Origin of the sequence: Propionimicrobium sp. PCR01-08-3 (assembly GCF_030286045.1) — a bacterium.
Classification (GTDB): Bacteria; Actinomycetota; Actinomycetes; order Propionibacteriales; family Propionibacteriaceae; genus Brooklawnia.
In genome coordinates this window covers 196,406-216,900 of record NZ_CP127390.1, presented here as the reverse complement: position 1 = coordinate 216,900, position 20,495 = coordinate 196,406, and the positions used below count along the sequence as shown (strand labels likewise).

General features: G+C 63.8%; 22 protein-coding genes and 1 pseudogene. 6 read left to right on the top strand and 17 right to left on the bottom strand.

What is annotated here, in order from left to right; translation table 11 throughout:
* Nucleotides 1–69 precede the first annotated feature (69 nt).
* A complete protein-coding gene (locus tag QQ658_RS01045) occupies nucleotides 70–684 on the top strand; it encodes a DNA-3-methyladenine glycosylase I (RefSeq protein ID WP_286025840.1) in 615 nt (204 codons plus the stop codon).
* Nucleotides 685–759: 75 nt separating this feature from the next.
* Entirely contained in the window at nucleotides 760–1,146 is a 387-nt protein-coding gene (locus QQ658_RS01040; protein ID WP_286025839.1) for a hypothetical protein, read from the top strand.
* A 43-nt stretch (nucleotides 1,147–1,189) separates the two neighbouring features.
* Here the strand turns inward: QQ658_RS01040 and QQ658_RS01035 are convergent, their stop codons facing one another.
* Nucleotides 1,190–1,810 carry a TlpA family protein disulfide reductase gene (locus QQ658_RS01035; protein ID WP_286025838.1) on the bottom strand — a complete coding sequence of 207 codons (621 nt, stop codon included), beginning with the start codon at nucleotides 1,808–1,810 and terminating at the stop codon, nucleotides 1,190–1,192.
* Here QQ658_RS01035 and QQ658_RS01030 point away from each other — a divergent pair.
* Nucleotides 1,809–2,006 carry a hypothetical protein gene (locus QQ658_RS01030; RefSeq protein ID WP_286025837.1) on the top strand — a complete coding sequence of 66 codons (198 nt, stop codon included), beginning with the start codon at nucleotides 1,809–1,811 and terminating at the stop codon, nucleotides 2,004–2,006. The two genes, QQ658_RS01035 and QQ658_RS01030, sit on opposite strands and share 2 nt — an antisense overlap.
* 6 nt (nucleotides 2,007–2,012) lie before the next feature.
* Here the strand turns inward: QQ658_RS01030 and ccsB are convergent, their stop codons facing one another.
* From ccsB to QQ658_RS00985, 9 genes are all read right to left on the bottom strand, one after another.
* Nucleotides 2,013–3,011: a c-type cytochrome biogenesis protein CcsB gene (ccsB, locus tag QQ658_RS01025; protein WP_286025836.1), complete on the bottom strand. Its 999-nt coding sequence runs from the start codon at nucleotides 3,009–3,011 to the stop codon at nucleotides 2,013–2,015.
* A complete protein-coding gene (locus QQ658_RS01020; RefSeq protein ID WP_286025835.1) occupies nucleotides 3,004–4,608 on the bottom strand; it encodes a cytochrome c biogenesis ResB family protein in 1,605 nt (534 codons plus the stop codon). Before QQ658_RS01020 ends, ccsB begins: the two co-directional genes overlap by 8 nt.
* Before the next feature lie 11 nt (nucleotides 4,609–4,619).
* Nucleotides 4,620–5,465 (bottom strand): cytochrome c biogenesis CcdA family protein, encoded by an 846-nt coding sequence (locus QQ658_RS01015; RefSeq protein WP_286025834.1) that lies wholly within the window; start codon nucleotides 5,463–5,465, stop codon nucleotides 4,620–4,622.
* Between the two features lies 1 nt (nucleotide 5,466).
* The gene (locus QQ658_RS01010; protein WP_286025833.1) at nucleotides 5,467–6,366 is read right to left on the bottom strand and encodes a tetratricopeptide repeat protein; all 900 of its coding nucleotides are present in this window, start codon (nucleotides 6,364–6,366) and stop codon (nucleotides 5,467–5,469) included.
* A gap of 27 nt (nucleotides 6,367–6,393) precedes the next feature.
* Nucleotides 6,394–7,872, bottom strand: a complete 1,479-nt coding sequence (locus QQ658_RS01005; protein ID WP_286025832.1) for an ammonia-forming cytochrome c nitrite reductase subunit c552 — start codon at nucleotides 7,870–7,872, stop codon at nucleotides 6,394–6,396.
* A gap of 4 nt (nucleotides 7,873–7,876) precedes the next feature.
* Nucleotides 7,877–8,371, bottom strand: a complete 495-nt coding sequence (gene nrfH / locus QQ658_RS01000; RefSeq protein WP_286025831.1) for a cytochrome c nitrite reductase small subunit — start codon at nucleotides 8,369–8,371, stop codon at nucleotides 7,877–7,879.
* 248 nt (nucleotides 8,372–8,619) lie between these two features.
* On the bottom strand, nucleotides 8,620–8,970 hold the full coding sequence (locus QQ658_RS00995; protein WP_286025830.1) for a DUF488 domain-containing protein: 351 nt from the start codon (nucleotides 8,968–8,970) through the stop codon (nucleotides 8,620–8,622).
* 186 nt (nucleotides 8,971–9,156) lie between these two features.
* Nucleotides 9,157–11,727 carry a multicopper oxidase domain-containing protein gene (locus QQ658_RS00990; RefSeq protein WP_286025829.1) on the bottom strand — a complete coding sequence of 857 codons (2,571 nt, stop codon included), beginning with the start codon at nucleotides 11,725–11,727 and terminating at the stop codon, nucleotides 9,157–9,159.
* A gap of 38 nt (nucleotides 11,728–11,765) precedes the next feature.
* Entirely contained in the window at nucleotides 11,766–12,071 is a 306-nt protein-coding gene (locus tag QQ658_RS00985; protein WP_286025828.1) for a DUF2249 domain-containing protein, read from the bottom strand.
* Nucleotides 12,072–12,173: 102 nt separating this feature from the next.
* Here QQ658_RS00985 and QQ658_RS00980 point away from each other — a divergent pair, with 102 nt between their 5' ends.
* Entirely contained in the window at nucleotides 12,174–12,872 is a 699-nt protein-coding gene (locus QQ658_RS00980) for a helix-turn-helix transcriptional regulator (protein WP_286025827.1), read from the top strand.
* 213 nt (nucleotides 12,873–13,085) lie between these two features.
* Here the strand turns inward: QQ658_RS00980 and QQ658_RS00975 are convergent, their stop codons facing one another.
* Nucleotides 13,086–13,877: a carbon-nitrogen hydrolase family protein gene (locus QQ658_RS00975; protein ID WP_286025826.1), complete on the bottom strand. Its 792-nt coding sequence runs from the start codon at nucleotides 13,875–13,877 to the stop codon at nucleotides 13,086–13,088.
* Between the two features lie 31 nt (nucleotides 13,878–13,908).
* Between QQ658_RS00975 and QQ658_RS00970 the strand changes: the two genes are divergently transcribed.
* Complete coding sequence (locus QQ658_RS00970) at nucleotides 13,909–16,014, top strand: heavy metal translocating P-type ATPase (protein WP_286025825.1); 2,106 nt, start codon at nucleotides 13,909–13,911, stop codon at nucleotides 16,012–16,014.
* Here the strand turns inward: QQ658_RS00970 and QQ658_RS00965 are convergent.
* The 6 genes and pseudogenes from QQ658_RS00965 to QQ658_RS00940 form a co-directional block, all read right to left on the bottom strand.
* Nucleotides 16,007–16,927: pseudogene (locus tag QQ658_RS00965) on the bottom strand (glycine betaine ABC transporter substrate-binding protein). The gene QQ658_RS00970 and the pseudogene QQ658_RS00965 overlap by 8 nt on opposite strands.
* A gap of 287 nt (nucleotides 16,928–17,214) precedes the next feature.
* Nucleotides 17,215–17,994 (bottom strand): ABC transporter permease, encoded by a 780-nt coding sequence (locus tag QQ658_RS00960; RefSeq protein WP_286025824.1) that lies wholly within the window; start codon nucleotides 17,992–17,994, stop codon nucleotides 17,215–17,217.
* On the bottom strand, nucleotides 17,991–18,530 hold the full coding sequence (locus QQ658_RS00955; RefSeq protein ID WP_286025823.1) for a CBS domain-containing protein: 540 nt from the start codon (nucleotides 18,528–18,530) through the stop codon (nucleotides 17,991–17,993). Before QQ658_RS00955 ends, QQ658_RS00960 begins: the two co-directional genes overlap by 4 nt.
* On the bottom strand, nucleotides 18,484–19,173 hold the full coding sequence (locus tag QQ658_RS00950; protein WP_286025822.1) for an ABC transporter ATP-binding protein: 690 nt from the start codon (nucleotides 19,171–19,173) through the stop codon (nucleotides 18,484–18,486). Before QQ658_RS00950 ends, QQ658_RS00955 begins: the two co-directional genes overlap by 47 nt.
* Nucleotides 19,170–19,610 (bottom strand): ABC transporter permease, encoded by a 441-nt coding sequence (locus tag QQ658_RS00945; RefSeq protein ID WP_353057969.1) that lies wholly within the window; start codon nucleotides 19,608–19,610, stop codon nucleotides 19,170–19,172. The genes QQ658_RS00950 and QQ658_RS00945 overlap by 4 nt, the downstream gene beginning before the upstream one ends.
* Before the next feature lie 12 nt (nucleotides 19,611–19,622).
* Nucleotides 19,623–19,817, bottom strand: coding sequence for a hypothetical protein (locus QQ658_RS00940; RefSeq protein WP_286025821.1), 195 nt, complete (start codon nucleotides 19,815–19,817; stop codon nucleotides 19,623–19,625).
* Between the two features lie 412 nt (nucleotides 19,818–20,229).
* On the opposite strand from QQ658_RS00940, the gene QQ658_RS00935 reads away from it, so the two are divergent.
* Nucleotides 20,230–20,493: a type II toxin-antitoxin system Phd/YefM family antitoxin gene (locus tag QQ658_RS00935; protein WP_286025820.1), complete on the top strand. Its 264-nt coding sequence runs from the start codon at nucleotides 20,230–20,232 to the stop codon at nucleotides 20,491–20,493.
* Nucleotides 20,494–20,495: the final 2 nt, after the last annotated feature.

Sequence of the window (20,495 nt, the reverse complement as noted above, 5' to 3'; positions counted from 1 at the left end):
CATGGACGCTAACACCGTCACCCAATCCAGCTATTCCGATCGGCGGCAATCGGCGGGCAGGATGGTTGCATGGATCTGGTCACCGGCGAAGACGGACGTGCGCGTCCGGCATGGGCAACGTCAAGCCACGCCTATCTGGAGTATTACGACACCGAGTGGGGCATGCCGGTGCGCGATGAGCGAGGGCTTTTCGAACGGATCAGCCTCGAAGGCTTTCAGGCCGGACTGAGCTGGTCGACCATCTTGGCGAAGCGGGAGAACTTCCGTGACGCGTTCGCGAACTTCGATCCGGACGCAGTCGCAGGCTTCGGCCCCGCCAAGATCGAAGAGCTCATGAACAATGTGGGCATCATTCGCAATCGCCGCAAGATTGAGGCGACGATCTCGAATGCTCAGGCCACGATCGATCTTCGCCCCGACGGCGGTCTGCCGCTATTGATCTGGTCTCACTTGCCGAAGACCACCCCGCTTCCCCAAACCATGGACGAGATCCGAGCCGTTTCGGGCGAATCGGTCGCGCTCAGCAAGACACTCAAGAAACACGGCTTCACATTCGTCGGACCCACCACCGTTTATGCGCTCATGCAAGCGATCGGCATGGTGGACGATCACCTGATCGGCTCTTGGCGGCGCGGCTCGTCCGGAATCTTCGGCCCGGACGGAAGGGTGCTGCCTCAACCCTGACCGGTGTGAAGACATCCGCTATCTTGGGTGGTGTTTACCCTGGTTTCCTGAGTGGTTCGATGTTATCTTAGGTATATGAGCACAGTCATCGAATCGGCAGGACTGAAGGCATACAACGACTCGATCCGCTCCTCTGTGCCGAATGTTGTCGACGACCTTCGACGCGCGCTGGGGGCCAAGCTCGTCGCATATATTGCCGGCGTTTCAGAAACGAGGACGGTGCGCGAGTGGGTCGAGGCACTGCGGCGTCCGTCACCGGGGGCTGAGGAGCGTTTGCGTCTAACACATCGGGTGGTGACTCTGATCAGCCAGAGCGAAGGGACGGCCGTGGTGCAAACCTGGTTCCAAGGCATGAACCCATATCTCGGCGATCGATCTCCGGCACGGGTGTTGCACGAGGACAGCTTCGAGAAAGCAGGCCCGAGCGTGCTGGCAGCAGCCAATGCCTTCGTCGGTGCCTGATGGCGGGTCCTCATTTCACTATTGCTGAGGCGCGCGGAGCGCATTATGCAGCGGTTTTGGCGATGGACTCTTCGATCTGGTCGGGGCTGAGCACACCGACCCGGGCCTCCTGCACGACTCCTTGCGAATCGAGGAAGTAGTGGGCCGGCACACCCATCACTCCGTACGCGGCTGACAAGGACGTTTGGGCGTCCGGAAGCTGGGTGAACGACAGCCCGAGGCGATCCACGTACGGCTGGACGACCGACGGCTCCTCCCCCACGTAGACCGCGATGACCTCCACATCGTCGCCGGCCTTCTCGTGAAAAGCCTCCACATCGGGGATCTCCACTCGACAGGCCGTGCACCAGGTGGCCATGAAGACCAGCCAGACCGGGCGTCCGCGCAAGTCATCAAGCGCGATCGGGCTGCCGTCGAGCGTGGACGCCGAGAACCCCGGCGCTGCATCGCCGACCACGGGAGCAGCCCCCACCCCCTGGACTTCGACCGCTGACACGCCAGACCCGCCTTCACCTTCCGCATCATCGGGGCGCATCACCAGCCAGGCGCCGATGATCACCGCGAGCAGGGTGACACCGATCACGATCAGGTTGCCGACGCCGCTGCCGCGAATCTTGGCGCGCCAATCCGATGCTGCCGGTGCTTCCCGATCCACTATCGGCATGCGAGTTGCCAATTCGTCCGCATCGGTTGAGGCCGGCTTCGTTGGGTCCGGTGCGGCGTCCCCGGAAGAGACCGGATGCTGCACTCCAGGTGAGATCGACGACTCCCGGGCCGTCGTGTCCGAGACCGCAGAATTACTTGAGACAACCTCACCCCACGCATCCGGCGCGTCGCCGGTTGTCTGCCGCGCGCTGTGATCTGGCTCAGGCATAGGCGTGCATGCCTCCGAAGAACAGGTTGCCGAAGTAGGTGAAAATGATCGCCGCAAACCCCAGCACGAGCAGCCAGGCGGCCCTGCTGCCACGCCAACCGGCAACCACGCGCGCATGCAGATAGGCGCCGTAAATCAACCACGTCACCAGTGCCGCGGTCTCCTTCGGATCCCACGACCAATAGCGTCCCCAGGCGACGTTCGCCCAGATCGAACCCAGCACGATCATGATCGTCAGCATCGGGAAGGTGATGATGACCGCTTTGTAGCCCAACTCATCCAACGTGTCGGGCTTCGGCCAGCCGCTCCACTTGATGCGTCCGCCCAGCAGGTACATCACGGCAGCGCCGAACGCGATGACCGCCGCCCCGTAGGCCAGCGCCGCGGTGAAGACGTGCAAGGTCAGCAGCGGGCTGTTCTGCAGTGCGGGCATCAGCGGGTCGGCCTCATACGACAAGGTGGACGCGTAGACGAGCATCGCCAAGATCACCGGCAGCACCACCGTGGTCAGCGTCCGCACGTGGTAGCGCCATTCGAAGTAGATCAGCGCCAGAATCATGCCCCAGGCGAAGGAAACCGCGAATTCGTACTGGTTCGCGAAGGGCGCATGCCCGGTGGCGAAGACCCTTGTCACCAGCGATCCGGTCAACAAAATGAGGGCCAATTGAACGAACTTGCCGCCGTACCAGGCGACTCCTCGCCGGTTTGGGGCACCCGGACGCGTCTGCGTGGTGGTCGAAGTGCCGCGCGTCCCGGCCGCACTCGCAGCCCCGGACGCACCGCGATCGGTGCCTTGCCCGGCGACCGTACCGCCGTCACTCGAGGTCACAAGGTCGGACGCACCGGCTGCCCCGACGGCGACCTTCGCCTTCGGACGCCCGGTGGGTGCCTTCGCGGCTCGCGCGCCAACGAGAGCCATGACGTAGGCCACCAGCGCGAAGATGACCAGTACGGTGGTCGCGACCAGCAGCGCCTGGGAGATCTCAAGCATCGGGGTCATCCCCTTCTATCTCGGAGTTCGTCGTTGTTGCGGTTTGCAGTTGCTGAGCAGCGCGGGACTCGGCGGAAGTGGCTGACTCGGTCACCGGATATGGAGGTCGCGCCCCCTCCGACTCGCGTTGCTCCTCGGATAATTTCAGCGCCAGGCTGTCGGAGACCTGGCCGAATTGGCGGGCGAAGGTGGCGTCCTGCCGATCGGGCGACGCGAGTTGGACGACAGACCCGCCGCCATCGCCCGGGGTGACCCGAATCCAGATCCGGTGGTGCCGGAAGAACATCGTGATGCAGGTGCCGATGATCAGCAGCAGGAAGCCGAACCACACGACTCCGGTGCCAGGGTCATGTTTGACGAGCAAGCCGGTGAACTGCTGCTCGCGGTCGAACGTGTAGGTAAAGCCGTCGACCTCGATCGACCCGGATTGATCGAGCACGGCGGTGCCGACGGGGGTGTCGGAATCGGTCGGATAGACCTCGATCCGCATCTGGCCAGGGTCGATGCCGGTTCCGGTCTGTCCGGATGCCGAACCGACGACAAAGAGTTCCTGGTCGCGTCCGGGGACCTCGACGACGCCGTAATTCAGCATTCCGCCGCCGGTCGTCCATTCCAGAGGTACGCCGCCGTCGAAGACGACCTCGCCCGAGTCGTCGGTGATCTGCACGACTGCCGCGATACCGAAATAGGCCTGATGGAACATCACGCCGTCGTAGCGCAGCGGTTCGTTGACCCGCACGTTTTGCTGCGCGACCTGCTGGCCGTCGGAGTAGATGACCAGATCGGTCACGTAATCCTTGGGGCTGCCGTCCTCGTAGTAGGAGTCACTGAACGACCTGGCCTCGGCGGTCAGTCCGGTGCCGTACCCCACCTCTGCCGGGCGTCCGACAGTGAGAGTGAACTGGTCGTTGCGGAAGCCGGTCAGCGAACTCACCACGAACCCGGCCATGATCACCACGAATGCGGTGTGCGCGACCACCGTGCCGAACGGCGCCAGATGCCACTTGTCGGTGTACAGATTCTCGCCCGGCCCGCGGTCGTCTTCGATGACTCGGACGCGCGCCGCCTTGGTGTCCGCCTTGATCAATTGCACAGCCTCGGCGGGCGCATAAGAGGTGGTGAAACTCTGATTGAGGCGGGCCCTGCGGAAGAAATCGGCCGTCACCTTGGTGTGCGGGTGGAAGACCGTCTGCCTCAGCACCGGGATGCGATGGGTGGTGCAGGCGATGATGCTGAGCGCCAGAAGCGCCATCACGGCGATGAAGACCGGCGAGCTGAAGACGTTGAAGCCGCCGATGACGTTCACGATGTCGGTCCAGCCGCCGTAGGTCGGACGCACGGAGGTGAGCCAGGCATCGAGCGATGCCGGATCGTCGCGAACCCCGGCCGGCATCTGCGGCAGCAGCACGCCGAACAGCGCGAGCAGCCCGGATGCCAGAATCAACGCCAGCCCGAACTTCTTGTTGTAAAAGAACGCATAGATAGCGTGGAAGGCCTGGCCGAGCGTGAAGTCGGTGCCGCCGTCCAGCGCGTCGACCGGCTCATCATTTTGAACCGGACGCGTGGCAACGTTGCGATTGCGGGTATCGACACTCATCGGTTGCTCCTTCAGATTCCGAGACCAGGGATGATGCCGGCCAGCTTCGCGAACAGGTTGGTGATCATCAAGAACCCGATCACCACCAGCAATCCACCGCTGACAAGCGAAATAGCTGCCTCGTGCCGGGTGAACCACAAGATGCGTCCGTTGATCCGGACGACGCCCAGCCCGACCAGCACCAACGGCAGGCCGAGGCCCAGGCAGTAGGCGAACATCAAGGCGATGCCGCGTCCGCTGGTGGAGCTGACGGTGGCGAGCGCGAGAATCCCACCGAGCACCGGGCCGATGCAGGGCGTCCAACCCGCACCGAAGATGACACCCATCAAGGCGGAGCGCAGCACGCCGGCGCCAGGTTTCGGCGTCCCCATCCCCACTCGGTCCCGGTGGGATTCGGGCGAATGGGCCGACGCGCCAAGGTCAGGGTTTCCGTCGATTCTTTCCGCAGCCGTTGGAGGGGCTGGCACAAGCTCGCGGGCTGATACCTGTGCTGCTGTAGACCGAGCGGACACCGGCATCGGCAGTCTGAGCATCCGGTTTAGCAGGCCGATATCGATCAGGCCGGCGACATGCAGCCCCATCACGATCAGCACGGCACCCCCGATCACCCTGGCCACACCCATCTGAGGGCCCAGTGAGCGGCCGATCAACCCGATGGACGCCCAGACCGCGATGAAGACCAGGCTGAATCCCGCGACGAAACTGCAGGTCGTGGCCAGCGCGGTCCTCTTCGAGACGGACGCCCCGGGCACCGCGCCGATCAGTTGCCCGACGAACGCCGGCACGATCGGCAAGAAGCAGGGGGACGCGAACGACACGACACCGGCGAGCAGGGCCAGGGGAAGGGTGATCTCCATCTCACGGCCCCGTGCTTGCCGTCGGGGAGGCCGCGCGGATCTGCTCGAGGTGGGCTTGAGCAGTGGCCGCCAGTTCGGAATCGGGGTCGATCTCGATGACCTTGCCCCAGGCCTGTTCGACCTTGTCGTAGTCGGGTGGGTCTTGCGCCATGTAGAGAAAACCGAGGTTGTACCAGGACTCGACCTGGTCGGGTGCGACCTCGGTTGCGCGGGTCCAGTGCTGCTCGGCCTGCTCGTCCTGGCTCAGATTGAACTCGGCGACGCCGATCGCCAGCAGGGCGTCCAGATCATCGGGAACCAGCTGCAAGACGCCATTCAGTTGCTCGATCGCATCCTGATACAGCCCCGAACTCAGATAGACCTCGGCCAGCTGCTGTTTGAGATCGGCGTTCTCGGGGTCGGCCTCGATCTGCTCCTTCAGCGCGTTGATCTGTTCTTCGTCGACCTGGTCATAGCTGCTGAGATCGCTGGGCATCGCAGAACTCGTGCCGCCGCCCATCGCCGAGGACGAATCGCTGCCGCCCAGCCCGGACTGCTGGACGATGATCACCACGGCCGCGGTCAGCAGGGTCACCAGAACGAGCGTGATCTTGCGGACGCCGCCGACCTTGCCGTCCTTGTTCGCCTTGGCCTTGGATGCCTTGGATTTGCCAGAAACTCTCGGTCGGCCTGATTTTGAATCGTCCGGATCTTCATCGGAAAGGTCGTCGAAATCGTCGGCGAACGCCTCCAGGCCAACCGCGTCGGGATCTTCTGCCGCCTCGGCCTGTTCGCCCAGTTGCGCGAGCTGTTCGTCCGCCCAGCCCTTCAGGTCATCGGGAGCCGACTCCAGGAAACGTGCCAGAACACCTGCGTCGGGTTGGGCAGGTGTTCTGGCGGGTAGGTCATGCGATGTGGGCACTCCGAACAACTCCTGGTGTGAGATAGGTCAGCGTTCCGGGCTCGGTGTCGCGGAACTCACCGGTCCGGTAGCAGGATCGACATCGACGCCGCGCAGCACCAGCTGGCCCTTGCGGGAGTAGTCGGTCGCCTGATTCAGGATCGAGATCGAATACGCGGGAGCGTGGAACCCCTTCGAGTTCTCCGAGATCGTGTAGTCGATCAAGAAGGACGCGCGACGCTGGTAGTCGCGTGCGATCTCCAGTTGCTCGTCGGTCGCCGTGCCCTCGTCGACCGCGGTGCTCAGATCGGCGATGAACTCATCGAAGGCCGCGAACGAGATGTCCTGAGCCTCATACCAACGATTCTGAATGGTGTCGACCCGCTCCTGCATCTCGGCGGCAGTCGAGTGATGGCAGGTCAGACAGCTCGCGTTGATGGACTCTTCGCTTGACATCGGGCTGGTGACGTCGTGATCGCTGACCTTCGCGGCCCCGTCACGGTTGTACGCCATATGGCAGTCGGCGCAGGTCACGCCGTTGTCGGCATGGATGCCCTGGCTCCAGGTCTCGAAATCGGGATGCTGAGCCTTCAACACCGGCGCCCCGGTATCGGCATGAGTGAAATCGGTCCAGCCGATCTCGTCATAGTACTGAATGGCATCCTGCGCTGTCAGACCGTGATCCCACGGGAAGGTGAGGGTCTTCTCGTCGCCGGCGAAGTAGTACTCGACGTGGCACTGGGCGCAGACGTAGGCGCGCATGTCCTGGGTGCTGGCGTCCTCATTGACGTCGTAATCCTCGACACCCTGCGAGGCCATGTATTCCTTGATGCCCTCGATGAATGCCGGACGAGTCACTCGCAGCTCCATCGTCTGCGGATCGTGACAGTCGATGCAGGCGATCGGGCCGGACGCATGCTGCACGGCTTCTGAATACGGCATCTTGTTCATCGCCGCCCAACCGGCCATCTGATCGCCGTCACCCAGGTCGTCCATCACCTCGGGCAGGGACGCGTGACAGTTCAGGCAGGCACCGGGCTGATCGAACTCCAGCATGCGGCGGGTGTACTGCTGATCGGTGAGCATGTATTCGTGTCCACGCGGCTCCCGGTAATCAACCGAGAAGGCATAGCCCTGCCACATGTTCACCAGCCGGGGGTAGGTCTCCAGCTTGGAATGCGTGACGAACAGCCGCGGATCCTGGTCGGTCGGCTCATGAGCGACCTTGTCGGCCTCGTCCATCTCGGAGGTCTGCAGATACGACTCGTACTGCAGGGGATAGTTCTGCCCCCAGACGGCCGGGTCATAGGTGGTGTCGGTGATCTCGACCACCTGTGTGAACGGTTGCTTGGATTCTTGCTTGTGTGTGAAGATCGTTGTCAGCAGCCAGGTCAGGCCTGCTGCTGCCACCACGCAGGCGATGAGCACGACGATCGGGACCCAGCGTTTACCGGGCCCCGTCCACCGGGTCGCTCCGCTCGGCTTGTCGTCGGCCGAAGCGTTGGAATTGGTCTTGTCGGTACTCATCGGTTCACCTCGTGTGTCCCACGCCGTCGTGGCAACGGATGCATGACACGGTTTCACCCGTGTGGTTTGAACTGTTGGTGATCTGATCGACGAAATCACCGTGGCAATAGATACAGGCCGCCTCGGTAACTTCTCGATTGTGCTCGCGGATCTGAATATTCTCGGGGTAATTGCCGAGCGTGAACTTCAGCGAATGCATGAAGCCGTTCTCGGCCTTGTTCGCATATTTGTGAATGAGATTGTCGTGCGGGGCGTGACAGTCGTTGCAGGTAGCCACATCGGCATGGCTGCCCTTTTGCCAGCCCTCGTATTCCTCATTCATCGCGTGACAGCCGGCGCAAGTCTCGGGATCATTGCCGAAGTAATCCGTGAAACCCGAGTAATAGACGGTGAACAGGCCGACTCCGAGAATCACGCCAATAAGCGCGGCCAGGCCGATGCCGGTCCAGCCGGTGAAAGCTCCCGTAAAGCCGCGCCACAGACGTTTCACCAGCGCCACCGTCACACCTCCTCCGCCGCGTCATCGTTGACTGGTTACGCTCACCCGGGTTGTGCGGCCATGCACCCGCCGGGTAAGAACACCCGAGCCCTCCGATTCCGGCTTTTCTGCGACTGCGCAACTGCGCAGTTTGAGCGTGCACCGGAAGACTCAAGTTCAGGTTGTCCGTCCATCCTGACATCACAGATTTTTCACAGGGGGAGGTAGAAAATATAAATTTAGGTAAGGGTCACCTATCCTCTGAGGTACTACAGGTGCGTCAACACGTCCCGCAGCACGACGCCTTGACTATGTTCCGGGTCTTTCGCCCCGATCAGCAAGGTCACCTTGGGTTTGTCGGCCAGCCGCTTAGCGAATTTCGCCGCTTCCTGAGAGCTCGCCAATTCGATTCGGTAGCGTTCGGCGAACTCCTCGAATCTTTCCGGACGATGCCCGAACCAGGTGCGAAGCTCCGAGCTGGGGGCAACATCCTTGCACCATTCGTCCAAGTCAGCGCGCGCCTTGGAGATCCCTCGCGGCCACAGGCGGTCGACCAGCACCCGATAGCCGTCACCTTCGGCGGGCTCATCGTAGATGCGCTTCAGCTGGTAATCAGTCATTGTTCTCCTCCATCCCGTTCTCCCATCCTCCACTTGTTCTTCGCGCAATTCCACCGATAGCGCCCTATTGCGCCAACACCTGATCGGACTCCTTCGCTGTCGCCGTTACCGGTCCTGGCGGCCGTTCGCCAGATCCACTCCCCGTCGCCAAGTCTGGGAGCATCGGCTCGTCGCCCCCAGACCCCATCACGCCGTGACATGGACGAAGCCGTGAGCGCCCGCCTCCGCATCGCTCATGGCGTGCGTAACGATCGGATAGTTGCCGGGCTCGGTGAAGACGATCTCGACGAAGCCGCCCTGCGCGGGCTGCAGGCCGAGGGCTTGCGCGCCGCCCCCTGATTGCCCGAACGCATCGACGCCCTGTTTCAGGTGGTAGGCGCCCTCATAGTAGACAGTGTCGAATTGGCCACCCACGATATGGAAACTGGCGGCACGGTTGGGGCCTGCGTCCAACACCCAGAACCGGATCCGCTCACCGACCTTGGCCTCGAGCGGGAACTGGTCGTATTGGAAGGCGACGCCGTTGAAGCTCATCAGATCGGGGTCGCCCGCCGCAATCTTGTCGGCGTTCACCTCTTGGGCCTGATCGGCGGTGGTTGCGGCCGACGACAGGTAGATCTCTGACTGCACCATCGCGTAGCTGCGGTCGGCGGGCTCCAGATCGTCCGGTTCGATGACCACCGCTCCGTGCATTCCGGCAGCGATGTGACTGCTCATCGGCACGGACGAACAGTGGTACATCCACATGCCCGCCCGCACCGCGGTGAACCGATAGACCAGCGATTCGCCGGGCGCTATCGTCCGCATCGGCTCATCCGGCGCGAGTTCGCCGGCGTGGAAGTCGATCGAATGGCCGATGGTTCCGTCATTCACCAGAGTGATCTCGAAAACATCGCCGACCCGGCCGTGCAGGGTCGGCCCGACCGGCGAGCCGTTATAGGTCCACCGGGTCTGCCAGATTCCCGGTGCCACTTCGAGGGGAACCTCGGTGACAGTCAGGGTGAGCTGGTGCACGCGTTCATCGTCCAGGGCCGGAAGAGCCGGGTCGACGCTGCCGGTCAGCTGGGCGTCCGGGTCGATCGTCACCGGTTGGCCACTGTCATCGCCTGGCTGCCCTGTGCCCGCATGGTCGCCATGAGCCGTTTGCCCGCCGACGATCAGGTCGAAGGTCATCCCCATCTGCTTGTGGCCCGCGATCGTGCACCAGCCCTCGGCGGACGATGTGACCACGCCGAGATCGAGCTCCTCGCTTTGTCCGGGTGTCAGGCGCGAGGTCGAGTGGCCGTCGATCCACAGGTCGTGCGCCGTGGCGGGATCATCGTTGACCACCGTGATGATGACCCGGTCGCCTTCATCGACCTGCACTTGGTTAGGGGTGAAGCGCATGTCGTTGGCGCTGACCGTGATCTCGACCAGGTCACCCGTCGGCTTCGGGCCGAACTCGACGTGATCTGCCGCAATGCCTGAAGCAATCGCCAGCGCCAGGACGACCAGCCCGGCAAGAAGTTGGCGAAGCGACCACGGATTCGGTTGCTCAATGCCGGGGGATCGTCCGTTGGTCTTCGGCGGGGCGTCCGCCGACTCGGTTCGCGCCCTCTTGTTCGCACCTATGCCCCAGAACATCAGCGGCAAAAAGGACGCCAGGCCGGCCAATCCGGGGATCGCGACGGCGATGTGCACGGCCGCCGGCAAAGGCAGCAGGAAGACCGCGAGACCGATGTTGATCAGCACCAGCCGCACCGTGGTGCCGCGGTTGAAAGGAACCATCGTTGCCCGCACGGCGGCGGGCCCGCCGCCCAGCACCGACGGAATCAGGTAGCTGAGCGCGCCCGTCAGGATCTGCGCGCCGACACCGACGGCGAAGACCGCCGCGAGCGGCGAGAATCCTGCCGTGATGCCCGACCAGTCGTCCGACCGCAGAATCAGCACGCCTACCCAGAGCAGGCCGACGACCGCCCAGGGCACCGCGGCTCCGACGGAGGCGGAACAGAACTCTCTCGGCGGCTTCTTGACGAGCGGATGGAGCAGTGCTCTGCCCCACCAGATCGCGCCCGCAAGGTAGATTGCCAGGCCGACGACTGCGACCGGACGCAGACCGCTCAATGCGCTGGTGAGCAGCACGACGAGTCCGCCGATCAGCACCGGAAGCGCCTGTTTGGCGAGGCGGTCGGCGCGAGCGTCCATGACGGTGCGCAGCAGGGTCGGCCAAAAGGTGATCAGCGTGCCCATGATGGTGAAGCCGACCCAGCCGAGCAGATTGGCCATGGTGTGCGCGAGCAGCAGACGCCCGTGCCACGGGTCGCTCGGCACATTCGCCAGGATCGCTCCGAAAGTGACGCCGGTCACCAGGCTCACGGCAGCAGCGAGATAGTAGCGGACGCTGACCCGGAAGCGTCCGGGCAATGCGTGACGCAGCATCTGCCACAACGCCACCCCATGCCAGCCGACGGCCACCGCCACCAGGGTGGCGCCCGCGAGTGTCAGCGTCCAGATATCGGTCGGCACACCGACGAATACCACCGTCGCCCCGATCAGCAGCAGGCCGATTCTGCGCGATTGGCCCCGCCGTGAACTGGCACCATCGGCGACTCGCAGCAGCGCTTCGCAGAAGTAGTAGCTCCACACCATGATGGCGTGGCTGAGCGCCCCCAACAGCACCAGGTGAACCATCAGCCATTCGGACGACGGCACCCAGCGATGAATAAGGGCCACAATGACGGCCGCCAACAGCCAGAAGACGGAGGGGTAATCACGCAACGGCCAATGACGGCCGGTCGTTTTCGGGATCTTGGCCACTAGTTAGTGGCGTGAGTCTTCAGCAGACGCACGCCGACGCCGTCGCCGGCCCGGTCGACGTAGCTGGTTTCGATAGCCTCACCAAACAGATCTGAGATCTGAGCGAGCAGCGGCTTGGGGTCGTGCGGCGCGATCAGCAACATCGCCGAGCCGACTTCGAGACTCGCCAGAGCACCCAAAATCGCTCCATGACGAATGGCGTGCGGAATCTGGCGGGCGTCCAGCTCGTAGTCAGACACGGGTTCGCAGCCACATCCACAGCTGTGCTGGGTCGTGGTCTCGGTCAGCGGAATCTGCTGGGTCATGTCGCTCCTTGTTCGCAGCGGGCGCGGCGGCCTGCACTGTCGTGGATAGTTGAAGGAATTATTTACAATAATGTTCTGTATTTAATCTAGTAACGTTGACGCATGGTTGGCAAGCAGGAGCTTGGTCCATCGCTGCCGGCCCCCAGCGGCCGACAGCTCAGCCCAGCACGCAAGAAAGTGCTCGCGCTCCTCAATGAAAGCGGGCATGACGGCGTCGTCGTCTCGCAGGCCGCCGACCGGCTCGGGGGCCATCCCAACAGGGCTCGCGCCCATCTGGACGGCCTGGTCGCAGACGGGCTGGCGTCCAGCGGTGCCGATCGTCCCAGCGGGCGCGGACGCCCCGCTCTGCGGTACTGGATCAGTGCCTCGGGGCGTACCCTTCTCGAAGGCGAGGCCGATGCCGACAATCAGAGCCTGAGCAGGGCATTCACCGAATACCTCGCCTGCTCGGAGGACGACGAGATGGCGTTTCAGGTCGGACGCGTGTGGGCGCGGTCGGTGCCGATCGCCAACAATGCGACCTCCGCGCAGAACACCACCGACCGGTTGACGGCGTTGCTTGCCACAGCCAGTTTCAATCCGGTGGCCGACGACACCAGTCACGTCATCCGGCTGCGCACCTGCCCGTTCGTCGATCAGGCACGCGCCAATCAACAGGGCATCTGTGGCGTCCATCGGCAGTTGATCGATGGGGCGATGGACGCCTGGGGGCTCGCCGGCGATGCAGACCTGCGTCCATTCAGCGAGCCGGGAGCGTGCTGCGTAGAGATCGACGAGCAAGAGGAAGAGCCTTCGGAATAGTTGGCCTTGCGACGTCGTGCAGGGCGCGGTTCCTCAGCAAAACGAATGCCGCACGGGCGAGAGCAATAATGCCGTCGACTTGTGCCGCAATGAAGAGTGATCTGACACCGGCTCGCCGTGCGGTCGAGATACTGCGGCCACGCTGTTCGCTTGGGTTACAACGAAAAGCAATTCGGCACCGGCTTGCTACGGCACACGCTCGTGTCTCCTGAGTCAGAGAATCGGCAACTGTTTGCGGGCGGCGTCCACCTTCGACATGTCGAGGTCGACGATCAGCATTCCCTGGTCCGCGTCGAGAGAATCGACCAGGTGACCATAGGGGTCGGCGACTCTGCTGTGTCCGATCCCCAACGCGGCCGAACCGCGCGGCTGCACCCAGGCCTGATCACACGCGGCCAGCAAGGCCTGCGCGTCCATCGCCCGGGCACGGGTCACGACGTCCCACTGCTCGTACTTGCCCGGACCGTCCGCCCAGGATGCGGGGACGACGATCAACTTCGCGCCGCGGCGTCCGAGTTCGGTGAACTGATCGGCGAAGCGAAGGTCGTAGCAGGTGGAGAAGCCGATCCGTGTGCCGAGCGCATCGATCACCGGCACCGAGCCACCCGGGGCCACTGTCTCGGACTCGCGTCCGTTGAAGGCGTCGAAGAGATGCACCTTGTCGTAGTGGGTTTCCACGCCCGGTCCGGTGATCAGGAGGGTGTTGTGGACGCGTCCGTCATCGGCAGGGGTGAACATGCCGACGACCGCGATCAGTTCTGCTTGCTGGGCTGCCGCGCGAATCTCGGAGGCGAACCGGCCATCGAGAGGCTCGGCGATCGGCGCCAGCTTGGTGCCAAAGCACGCCATCGTCGCCTCGGGAAAGACGACCAGCTTCGCCCCGGCCGTGCTTGCCTCGGAGATCCGCGCCTTCACCTCCGTGAGATTCACGTCAGGATCAGAGCTCGCGCTGATTTGCGCGAGCGCGATCCGCAGCGGGCTGGAGGACTGGTCACGATCCGACATGTGTCTATTGTGGACGACATAGCGTGGAGTTATGGCTAGTGATGAGATGAATCCCCGTCATGAACATCACGAGACGCATGACGCGATAAACGACGACATAGGCGAGAGGCAAATGTCGGGCCACGACATGAGCAGTATGTCCGGCGGGCATATGGGCCACATGGATCATGTCGCGAAGTTCCGCAAGCTCTTCTGGATCATGCTGGTGATCGCGATCCCCACCACGGCGCTCGACCCGATGTTCGCCGACCTCATCGGCTACGGGCTGCCCCACACCGGCGTGATCACCTGGGTCGCGCCGGTGCTCGGCACGGTCATCTTCTTCTGGGGCGGCTGGCCCTTCTTGACCGGGGCGATCTCGGAGATCCGCTCCCGCAAACCCGGCATGATGCTGCTGATCGGGTTGGCGATCACCGTGGCATTCGTCGCCTCCTGGGGCGCGACGCTGACGCTTCTCGACCACGAACTCAGCTTCTGGTGGGAACTCGCGCTGCTGGTCGTGATCATGTTGCTCGGCCATTGGCTCGAGATGCGCTCGCTGGCCCAGACCTCCTCGGCGCTGGATTCGCTGGCTGCGCTGCTGCCCGATGAGGCAGAGAAGATCGAAGGAGACCAGACGGTCAAGGTCTCCCCCAGCGATCTGCAGATGGACGACATCGTCGTCGTCCGGCCGGGCGGGTCGGTGCCTGCCGACGGCACCATCGTCGACGGCCAAGCGGCCATGGACGAGTCGATGATCACCGGCGAGTCGAGGACGGTCTCCCGCAGCAAAGGCGACCATGTGGTGGCCGGAACCATCGCCACCGACTCCGGACTGCGCGTCCAGGTGACCGCGACCGGGGACGACACGACGTTGGCCGGCATTCAGAAATTGGTCGCTGAAGCGCAGTCGTCATCGTCCAAGACCCAGCGGCTGGCCGATCGCGCCGCGGGCTGGCTGTTCTGGTATGCGCTGGTGTCCGCGCTGATCACCGCGACCGTGTGGTCGCTCGTCGGGTCGCCCGATCAGGCGGTGGTACGGGCCATCACGGTGCTGGTCATCGCCTGCCCGCATGCATTGGGCCTTGCCATTCCGCTGGTGGTGTCGATCGCGACCGAACGTGCCGCCAAGGCGGGCGTGCTGATCACCGACCGGCTGGCGCTGGAGTCGATGCGCAATGTTGGCGTGGTGGTCTTCGACAAGACCGGGACGCTGACCAAGGGCGAACCGGCCGTCACGGCGGTCGAGGCGGCAGGCGGCCACGACGAGGACGAGGTGCTGCACCTCGCGGCCGCAGCTGAGCAGCCCAGCGAGCACCCGCTGGCCAAGGCAATTGTTACCGCAGCTCACGACAAGCGGCTGGACCTGCCTTCGGCTACCGATTTCACTTCGTCTCCGGCTGTCGGGGTAACGGCAACCATCGACGGCACGAAGGTCGAGGCGGGCGGCCCGCATCTGTTGGACGAGCATTCTCTCGATGCGCTCGACGGCACCGCCGAGTGGGACCAACAGGGCGCGACCGTCGTCCATGTCGTCGTCGACGGTCAGGTTATCGGAGCGCTCCGGCTGGCGGACGAGATCCGCCCCGAATCTCGCGACGCCGTGCAGGCGTTGCACAAGGCGGGCGTCGAAGTCGTCATGCTGACCGGCGACTCCCAGGCGGTGGCCGACGCGGTGGCCAAGGATCTGGGCATCGACCAGGCGGTCGCGGGGGTGCGTCCGGAAGACAAGTCGGACAAGATCTCCGAGCTGCAGTCGTCCGGACGCAAGGTCGCGATGGTCGGCGACGGCGTCAACGACGCACCCGCGCTCGCGCAGGCCGATGTCGGAATCGCGATCGGCGCCGGCACCGATGTGGCGATCGGGTCTGCCGGTGTGGTGCTGGCAAGCTCCGATCCCCGCTCGGTGCTGTCGGTCATCGAGTTGTCGAACGCCACCTACCGCAAGATGCAGCAGAACCTGTGGTGGGCGGCAGGCTACAACCTGATCGCGGTGCCGCTGGCCGCAGGCGTGCTCGCCCCGATCGGATTCGTGCTGCCGATGAGCATCGGCGCCATCCTGATGTCGGCGTCCACCGTCGTAGTCGCGCTCAACGCTCAGCTGCTGCGCCGAATCGACCTCGACCCCGAGGCCAGCACCGCCGGCTACCTCAGATGAGGCCCTGCTCGGTCAGCCAGTCTTCGGCCACGTCGCGCGGCTCTTCGCCGTCGTTGTCGACGCGTCCGTTCAACTCGGTGACGACGTCACTGGTCAGCGCCTCGCTGATCGGGGCGATGATGTCGGCGATCTCGGGATACTGATCGAGAGTCTCCTGACGCAGCGTGAATGCCCCCTGGTAGGGGACGAAGAAGCTCTGGTCGTCGTCCAGCACCAGCAGATCGTTGGAGACGATCCGGGCGTCGGTGGACAAGACCTCGCCGAACTCGCACGAGCTGCCCACCTGGGGATAGATCAGGTTGAGGTCGAGTTCCACGATCGGATCAAACTTGAAGCCGTAGTCCTACTCCAGGCCGGGCAGCCCGTCGTCCCTGTTGATGAACTCGCTGGCGGCGCAGATGCTTGCCTGATCGGGATTCGCGTTGATGAACTCCGCGGCATCCGACATTGTCGCGATGTTGTTGGCCTGTGCGAAATCACTCTTCACGGCGACCCGGTAGGTGTTCTCGAATGGTGCCGGATCAAGCCAGGCGATACCGTTCTCGGCATCTTCTTGGGCCACTTGGTCGAACAGGTCGGCGGGAACGTCCTCGGTGGTGTGCCCGAGAAGCTGCACCCAGGCGGTGCCGGTGTACTCCCAGTAGAAGTCGATCTGGCTGGTCTCCAAGGCCGAGCGGACGGTCGCGGTGCCGGAGATACCTGTCTCATCGGCGACCTCGGCCCCGGCGTTCTCGAATGCCAGCGTCGCGATGTTCGACAAAATGATCTGTTCGGTGAACTCTTTCGACCCGGCCGTCAGTTGTGCTCCGGCGAGTGGTCCGTCGCCTGATCCGCCGCCCGATCCCCCACTACAGCCGCTCGCCGCGAGTAGCAGTGCCACGCTCGCGGCCGTCCATCTGATTCGTTTCTTCATCGTTTGTCTCCTCATCGGTGCGTCATTGCATCGTGCCGGTCGCGTGCCGTGAGAGTCATTCTTCACGTCGGACGCGGCCCGTGCCTGCTCTTCTTCTTTTTTCGTGCTATTCCCGTCGAAATCGTCGTCATGTGCCTTCCATGTTGGCGGTCGTGGCTTGCGGCGTCGCGTCTATGACCTACCGACTCATCTGACCGACGTCATGGGTGTGCACCTGCCATGTCAAGAGCACGGTTCGAATCATCTCTGTGGGGCCGCGGACTCCCTTCTCGCGCTCCATGACCGACTCACAGCCCTCGTGGACGCAGCAGATCCTCAGCGATACCGGCCACATAGTCGACGGCCAGCGCGAGGACGGCCGTCAGACCGGCCCCGATGATCTGCAGAGTCACCCGGTTGGTCGACAGCCCGGCGACGATGATGTCGCCCAGGCCGCCGGCGTTGATGTAGGTGACCAGGGCCGCTGTGCCGACGTTGATGACCAGCGCCGTGCGGATGCCCGCCAGAATCACCGGCACCGCGAGCGGCAGCTCGAGGCGCCACAAGACGGTGAGCTTCGACATGCCCATTCCGCGTCCGGCCTCGAGCACCGCGTCGTCGACCTGATCGAGGCCGACCATGGTGTTCAACAAGACGGGCACGATCGCGTAGGCGACAAGCCCGACGATGGCGGCCTTGAAACCCAGGAAGAGGAACGCCACCGCGAGCAGCACCAGGATGGCGATCGTCGGTATCGCCTGCCCGAGCGTGAGGATCGTGATGAGTACGGGCTGGACGCGCCGCATGAAGCTGCGGGTCAGCAGCACACCCAGCGGCAGGGCGATGATCAGAGTGAGCACCGTCGACACCAGGGTCAACACGATGTGCTGCCCCAGAGCGGTGCCCAGCCGGTCGGCGCTCAGCGCACGGGCTTCGATCGAGTCGAGGTTCCTGCTGGAGACATAGACATACATCACCAGGCAGACCGCCGCCAAGATCAACGGCATCGTCAGATAACCGGCCAGCGACCGTCGTCTGCCGGATTCTCGTGCCGGTTGGGTCAGGACGACCTGACCACCCGCGCTCATGATTCATCCTCCAAACCCACGCGGGCCTGCCGCACCGCTGCCACGCGCATCGCGCGAATGGCCTCGTTGATCTGGTCGATGTCGACCACGCCCTGAAAGACGCCACGGTCGTCGACCACGATCGTGACCGCAAATCTGGCGGTGATCAGCTCATTCAGCGCGTCGCTCAGCGTCGCCCGGAGTCCTACGGCCGGGCTGGTTGGTAGACCGAGCTGATTGAGCGGACGCCCGCCCGCGCGCCTCAAGTCGTCCGCCCCGACCCATCTGGTTGGGCTGCCGTGCGAGTCCAGAACGAGCAGCGCGCTTTCGGGGACGCCCCGCAGCGTTTCGAGCGCGGCCTGGGCATCCGTGTCGTGGCTCACCGTGGGCCAGGCCCGAAGTTCGATGTCGGAGACCCGGGAGAGATTGAGCCGTTTCAGCGAGGCCCCGCGTCCGATGAAATGGGAGACGAAGTCGTTGGCGGGCGCGGCGAGAATCTGCTCGGGTGTGTCATTGGGCGATATGTGAGCCCTCGCGGAGGATTGCGATGCGGTCACCGAGCTTGATGGCTTCGTCGATGTCGTGGGTGACGAAGACGATGGTCTTGTGCACCTCGTCCTGCAGCCGGAGCAGTTCGTTCTGCAGGCGGTCACGGGTGATCGGGTCGATCGCGCCGAACGGCTCGTCCATCAGGAGGACTTCTGGGTCGGCACCCAGCGCCCGGGCGACGCCGATGCGCTGTTGCTGACCGCCGGACAGTTGCTTGGGATAGCGATCGCGGAAATCGGCCGGCGGCATGCCCACTAGTTCGAGCAGTTCATCGACCCGGTCCGAGATCTGCTTCTTGTCCCAGCCGAGCAGCCGCGGGACGGTGGCGACGTTCTCACCGATCGTCATATGCGGGAAGAGCCCGATCTGCTGGATCACGTAGCCGATGCGGCGGCGCAAGTGATCCGGGTTGGCGGTCGTGACGTCGTCCCCGGCGAGCAGGATGCGTCCGGATGTGGGTTCGATGATGCGGTTGATCATCTTCATAGTGGTCGTCTTGCCGCAGCCGGATGGGCCGACCAAGATCACGATCTCGCCGGTGTGAATATCGAGGTCGAGTGCGTCGACGGCATTGCCGGGCTGGCCGGGATAGCGCTTGGTCAGCCCCTCGAGACGGATCGTGACGTCGCGTGATTCATCTGAGGTGGTCATGATCGGATTCCTTTAGATGTCGTCAGCCGGCCGAGGAGCCGGAAGAGCAGGTCGAAGATGATCGCCAGGCAGGTGACGCCGAGAGTGCCGGCCAATACCAGGTTGACGGCGACCGGCGTGCCCACGCGGTAGAGGCCGGTGAAGATGAACGCGCCATAGCCCGGCCCGTTGACGATGTCACCGACTGCGGCGATGCCGAGCAGCACCAGCGTGGTCACCCGGATGCCGGTGAGGATCACCGGCCAGGCGAGCGGGAACTCGATACGCATCAGCCGTTGTCGACGGGTGAGACCCATGCCCTGGGCGGATTCGACGATCGCCGGGTCGACACCGGCGAGACCGGTCACCGTATTGCGGACGACCGGCATCAGCCCGTACATGGTCAGCGCGACGATCACCGGACGCGACCCCAGACCGAACGGAGCCATCAGCAGGATAAAAAGCGCGAACTACGGGACGGTCAGCATCGCTCCGGTGAGGGCGAGCACGAAGTCACGTGCCCGCGGACGCTGATAGGTCGACACACCCAGAGCTATCCCGATGATGGTGGTCAACAACACTGAGACGGCAACCACCGCCGCATGCGCGAGCCCGAGCTCGACGAAATCGTCGCCCCGCTTGATCAAGAATTCGGCAAAGTCCACTTCGACCTCACTGTTGGTTCGTCAGGGTTCGAGTGCGCAGGCTCCTCTCCGGTGATCTTCCACTACGTTGCTCATCCATCGATTCGCGCGTCCCGTGTTTGGCAGGAAACGGCGGTTGGTGAGAGACGATACAACAAAAACACCCGATTGTTCGAAAACCGAGCACCGGAGCCAAGCCTTCGGCGCTCGCCGATCGCCCGCCGGATTCCGTTTGAGCTTTATGCTGTCCGGCGCACCGATGCCTGCGAAAACGGACCGAATTTGTGCTCCATACGATCGGAGCAGCCCCACGCGGCCGGGCCCACGCGGCAACTGGCCTGCGCCCGGGGCGACGAGGCCCGACTCCGCGGACTCTGGCTCATGAATCAAGATCACAGGTGGGTTCTCGTCCAGATGAGCTACGATGCCGCACATGAGCGAGGTCGGAATCCGAGCGTTGAAACAGAATGCGTCCGCGGTCGTCGCGCAGGCTGCTGCCGGAGACACCCAGACGATCACCGATCGTGGACGACCAGTGGCCCAGATCACGCCCTTGCCGGCGTCCCCGCTTCAGGGGCTGCTGGACAGCGGGCAGGCGAGGCCGCCCAAGCTCGACATCAACGACCTGCCGAACCCGAGCCCCGGCCCCGATCTCGCACCCGAGCTCGCCGGCATGCGCAACGCCGAAAGGTACTGATT

Excerpts from the sequence above, each read along its gene's own strand:
- QQ658_RS01045 (WP_286025840.1), top strand. The coding sequence starts at position 70 with ATGGATCTGGTCACCGGCGAAGACGGACGTGCGCGTCCGGCATGGGCA.
- QQ658_RS01040 (WP_286025839.1), top strand. The coding sequence starts at position 760 with ATGAGCACAGTCATCGAATCGGCAGGACTGAAGGCATACAACGACTCG.
- QQ658_RS01030 (WP_286025837.1), top strand. The coding sequence starts at position 1,809 with ATGCGAGTTGCCAATTCGTCCGCATCGGTTGAGGCCGGCTTCGTTGGG.
- QQ658_RS01035 (WP_286025838.1), bottom strand. The coding sequence starts at position 1,810 with ATGCCGATAGTGGATCGGGAAGCACCGGCAGCATCGGATTGGCGCGCC.
- ccsB (WP_286025836.1), bottom strand. The coding sequence starts at position 3,011 with ATGCTTGAGATCTCCCAGGCGCTGCTGGTCGCGACCACCGTACTGGTC.
- QQ658_RS01020 (WP_286025835.1), bottom strand. The coding sequence starts at position 4,608 with ATGAGTGTCGATACCCGCAATCGCAACGTTGCCACGCGTCCGGTTCAA.
- QQ658_RS01015 (WP_286025834.1), bottom strand. The coding sequence starts at position 5,465 with ATGGAGATCACCCTTCCCCTGGCCCTGCTCGCCGGTGTCGTGTCGTTC.
- QQ658_RS01005 (WP_286025832.1), bottom strand. The coding sequence starts at position 7,872 with ATGAGTACCGACAAGACCAATTCCAACGCTTCGGCCGACGACAAGCCG.
- QQ658_RS00995 (WP_286025830.1), bottom strand. The coding sequence starts at position 8,970 with ATGACTGATTACCAGCTGAAGCGCATCTACGATGAGCCCGCCGAAGGT.
- QQ658_RS00985 (WP_286025828.1), bottom strand. The coding sequence starts at position 12,071 with ATGACCCAGCAGATTCCGCTGACCGAGACCACGACCCAGCACAGCTGT.
- QQ658_RS00980 (WP_286025827.1), top strand. The coding sequence starts at position 12,174 with ATGGTTGGCAAGCAGGAGCTTGGTCCATCGCTGCCGGCCCCCAGCGGC.
- QQ658_RS00975 (WP_286025826.1), bottom strand. The coding sequence starts at position 13,877 with ATGTCGGATCGTGACCAGTCCTCCAGCCCGCTGCGGATCGCGCTCGCG.
- QQ658_RS00970 (WP_286025825.1), top strand. The coding sequence starts at position 13,909 with ATGGCTAGTGATGAGATGAATCCCCGTCATGAACATCACGAGACGCAT.
- QQ658_RS00960 (WP_286025824.1), bottom strand. The coding sequence starts at position 17,994 with ATGAGCGCGGGTGGTCAGGTCGTCCTGACCCAACCGGCACGAGAATCC.
- QQ658_RS00950 (WP_286025822.1), bottom strand. The coding sequence starts at position 19,173 with ATGACCACCTCAGATGAATCACGCGACGTCACGATCCGTCTCGAGGGG.
- QQ658_RS00935 (WP_286025820.1), top strand. The coding sequence starts at position 20,230 with ATGAGCGAGGTCGGAATCCGAGCGTTGAAACAGAATGCGTCCGCGGTC.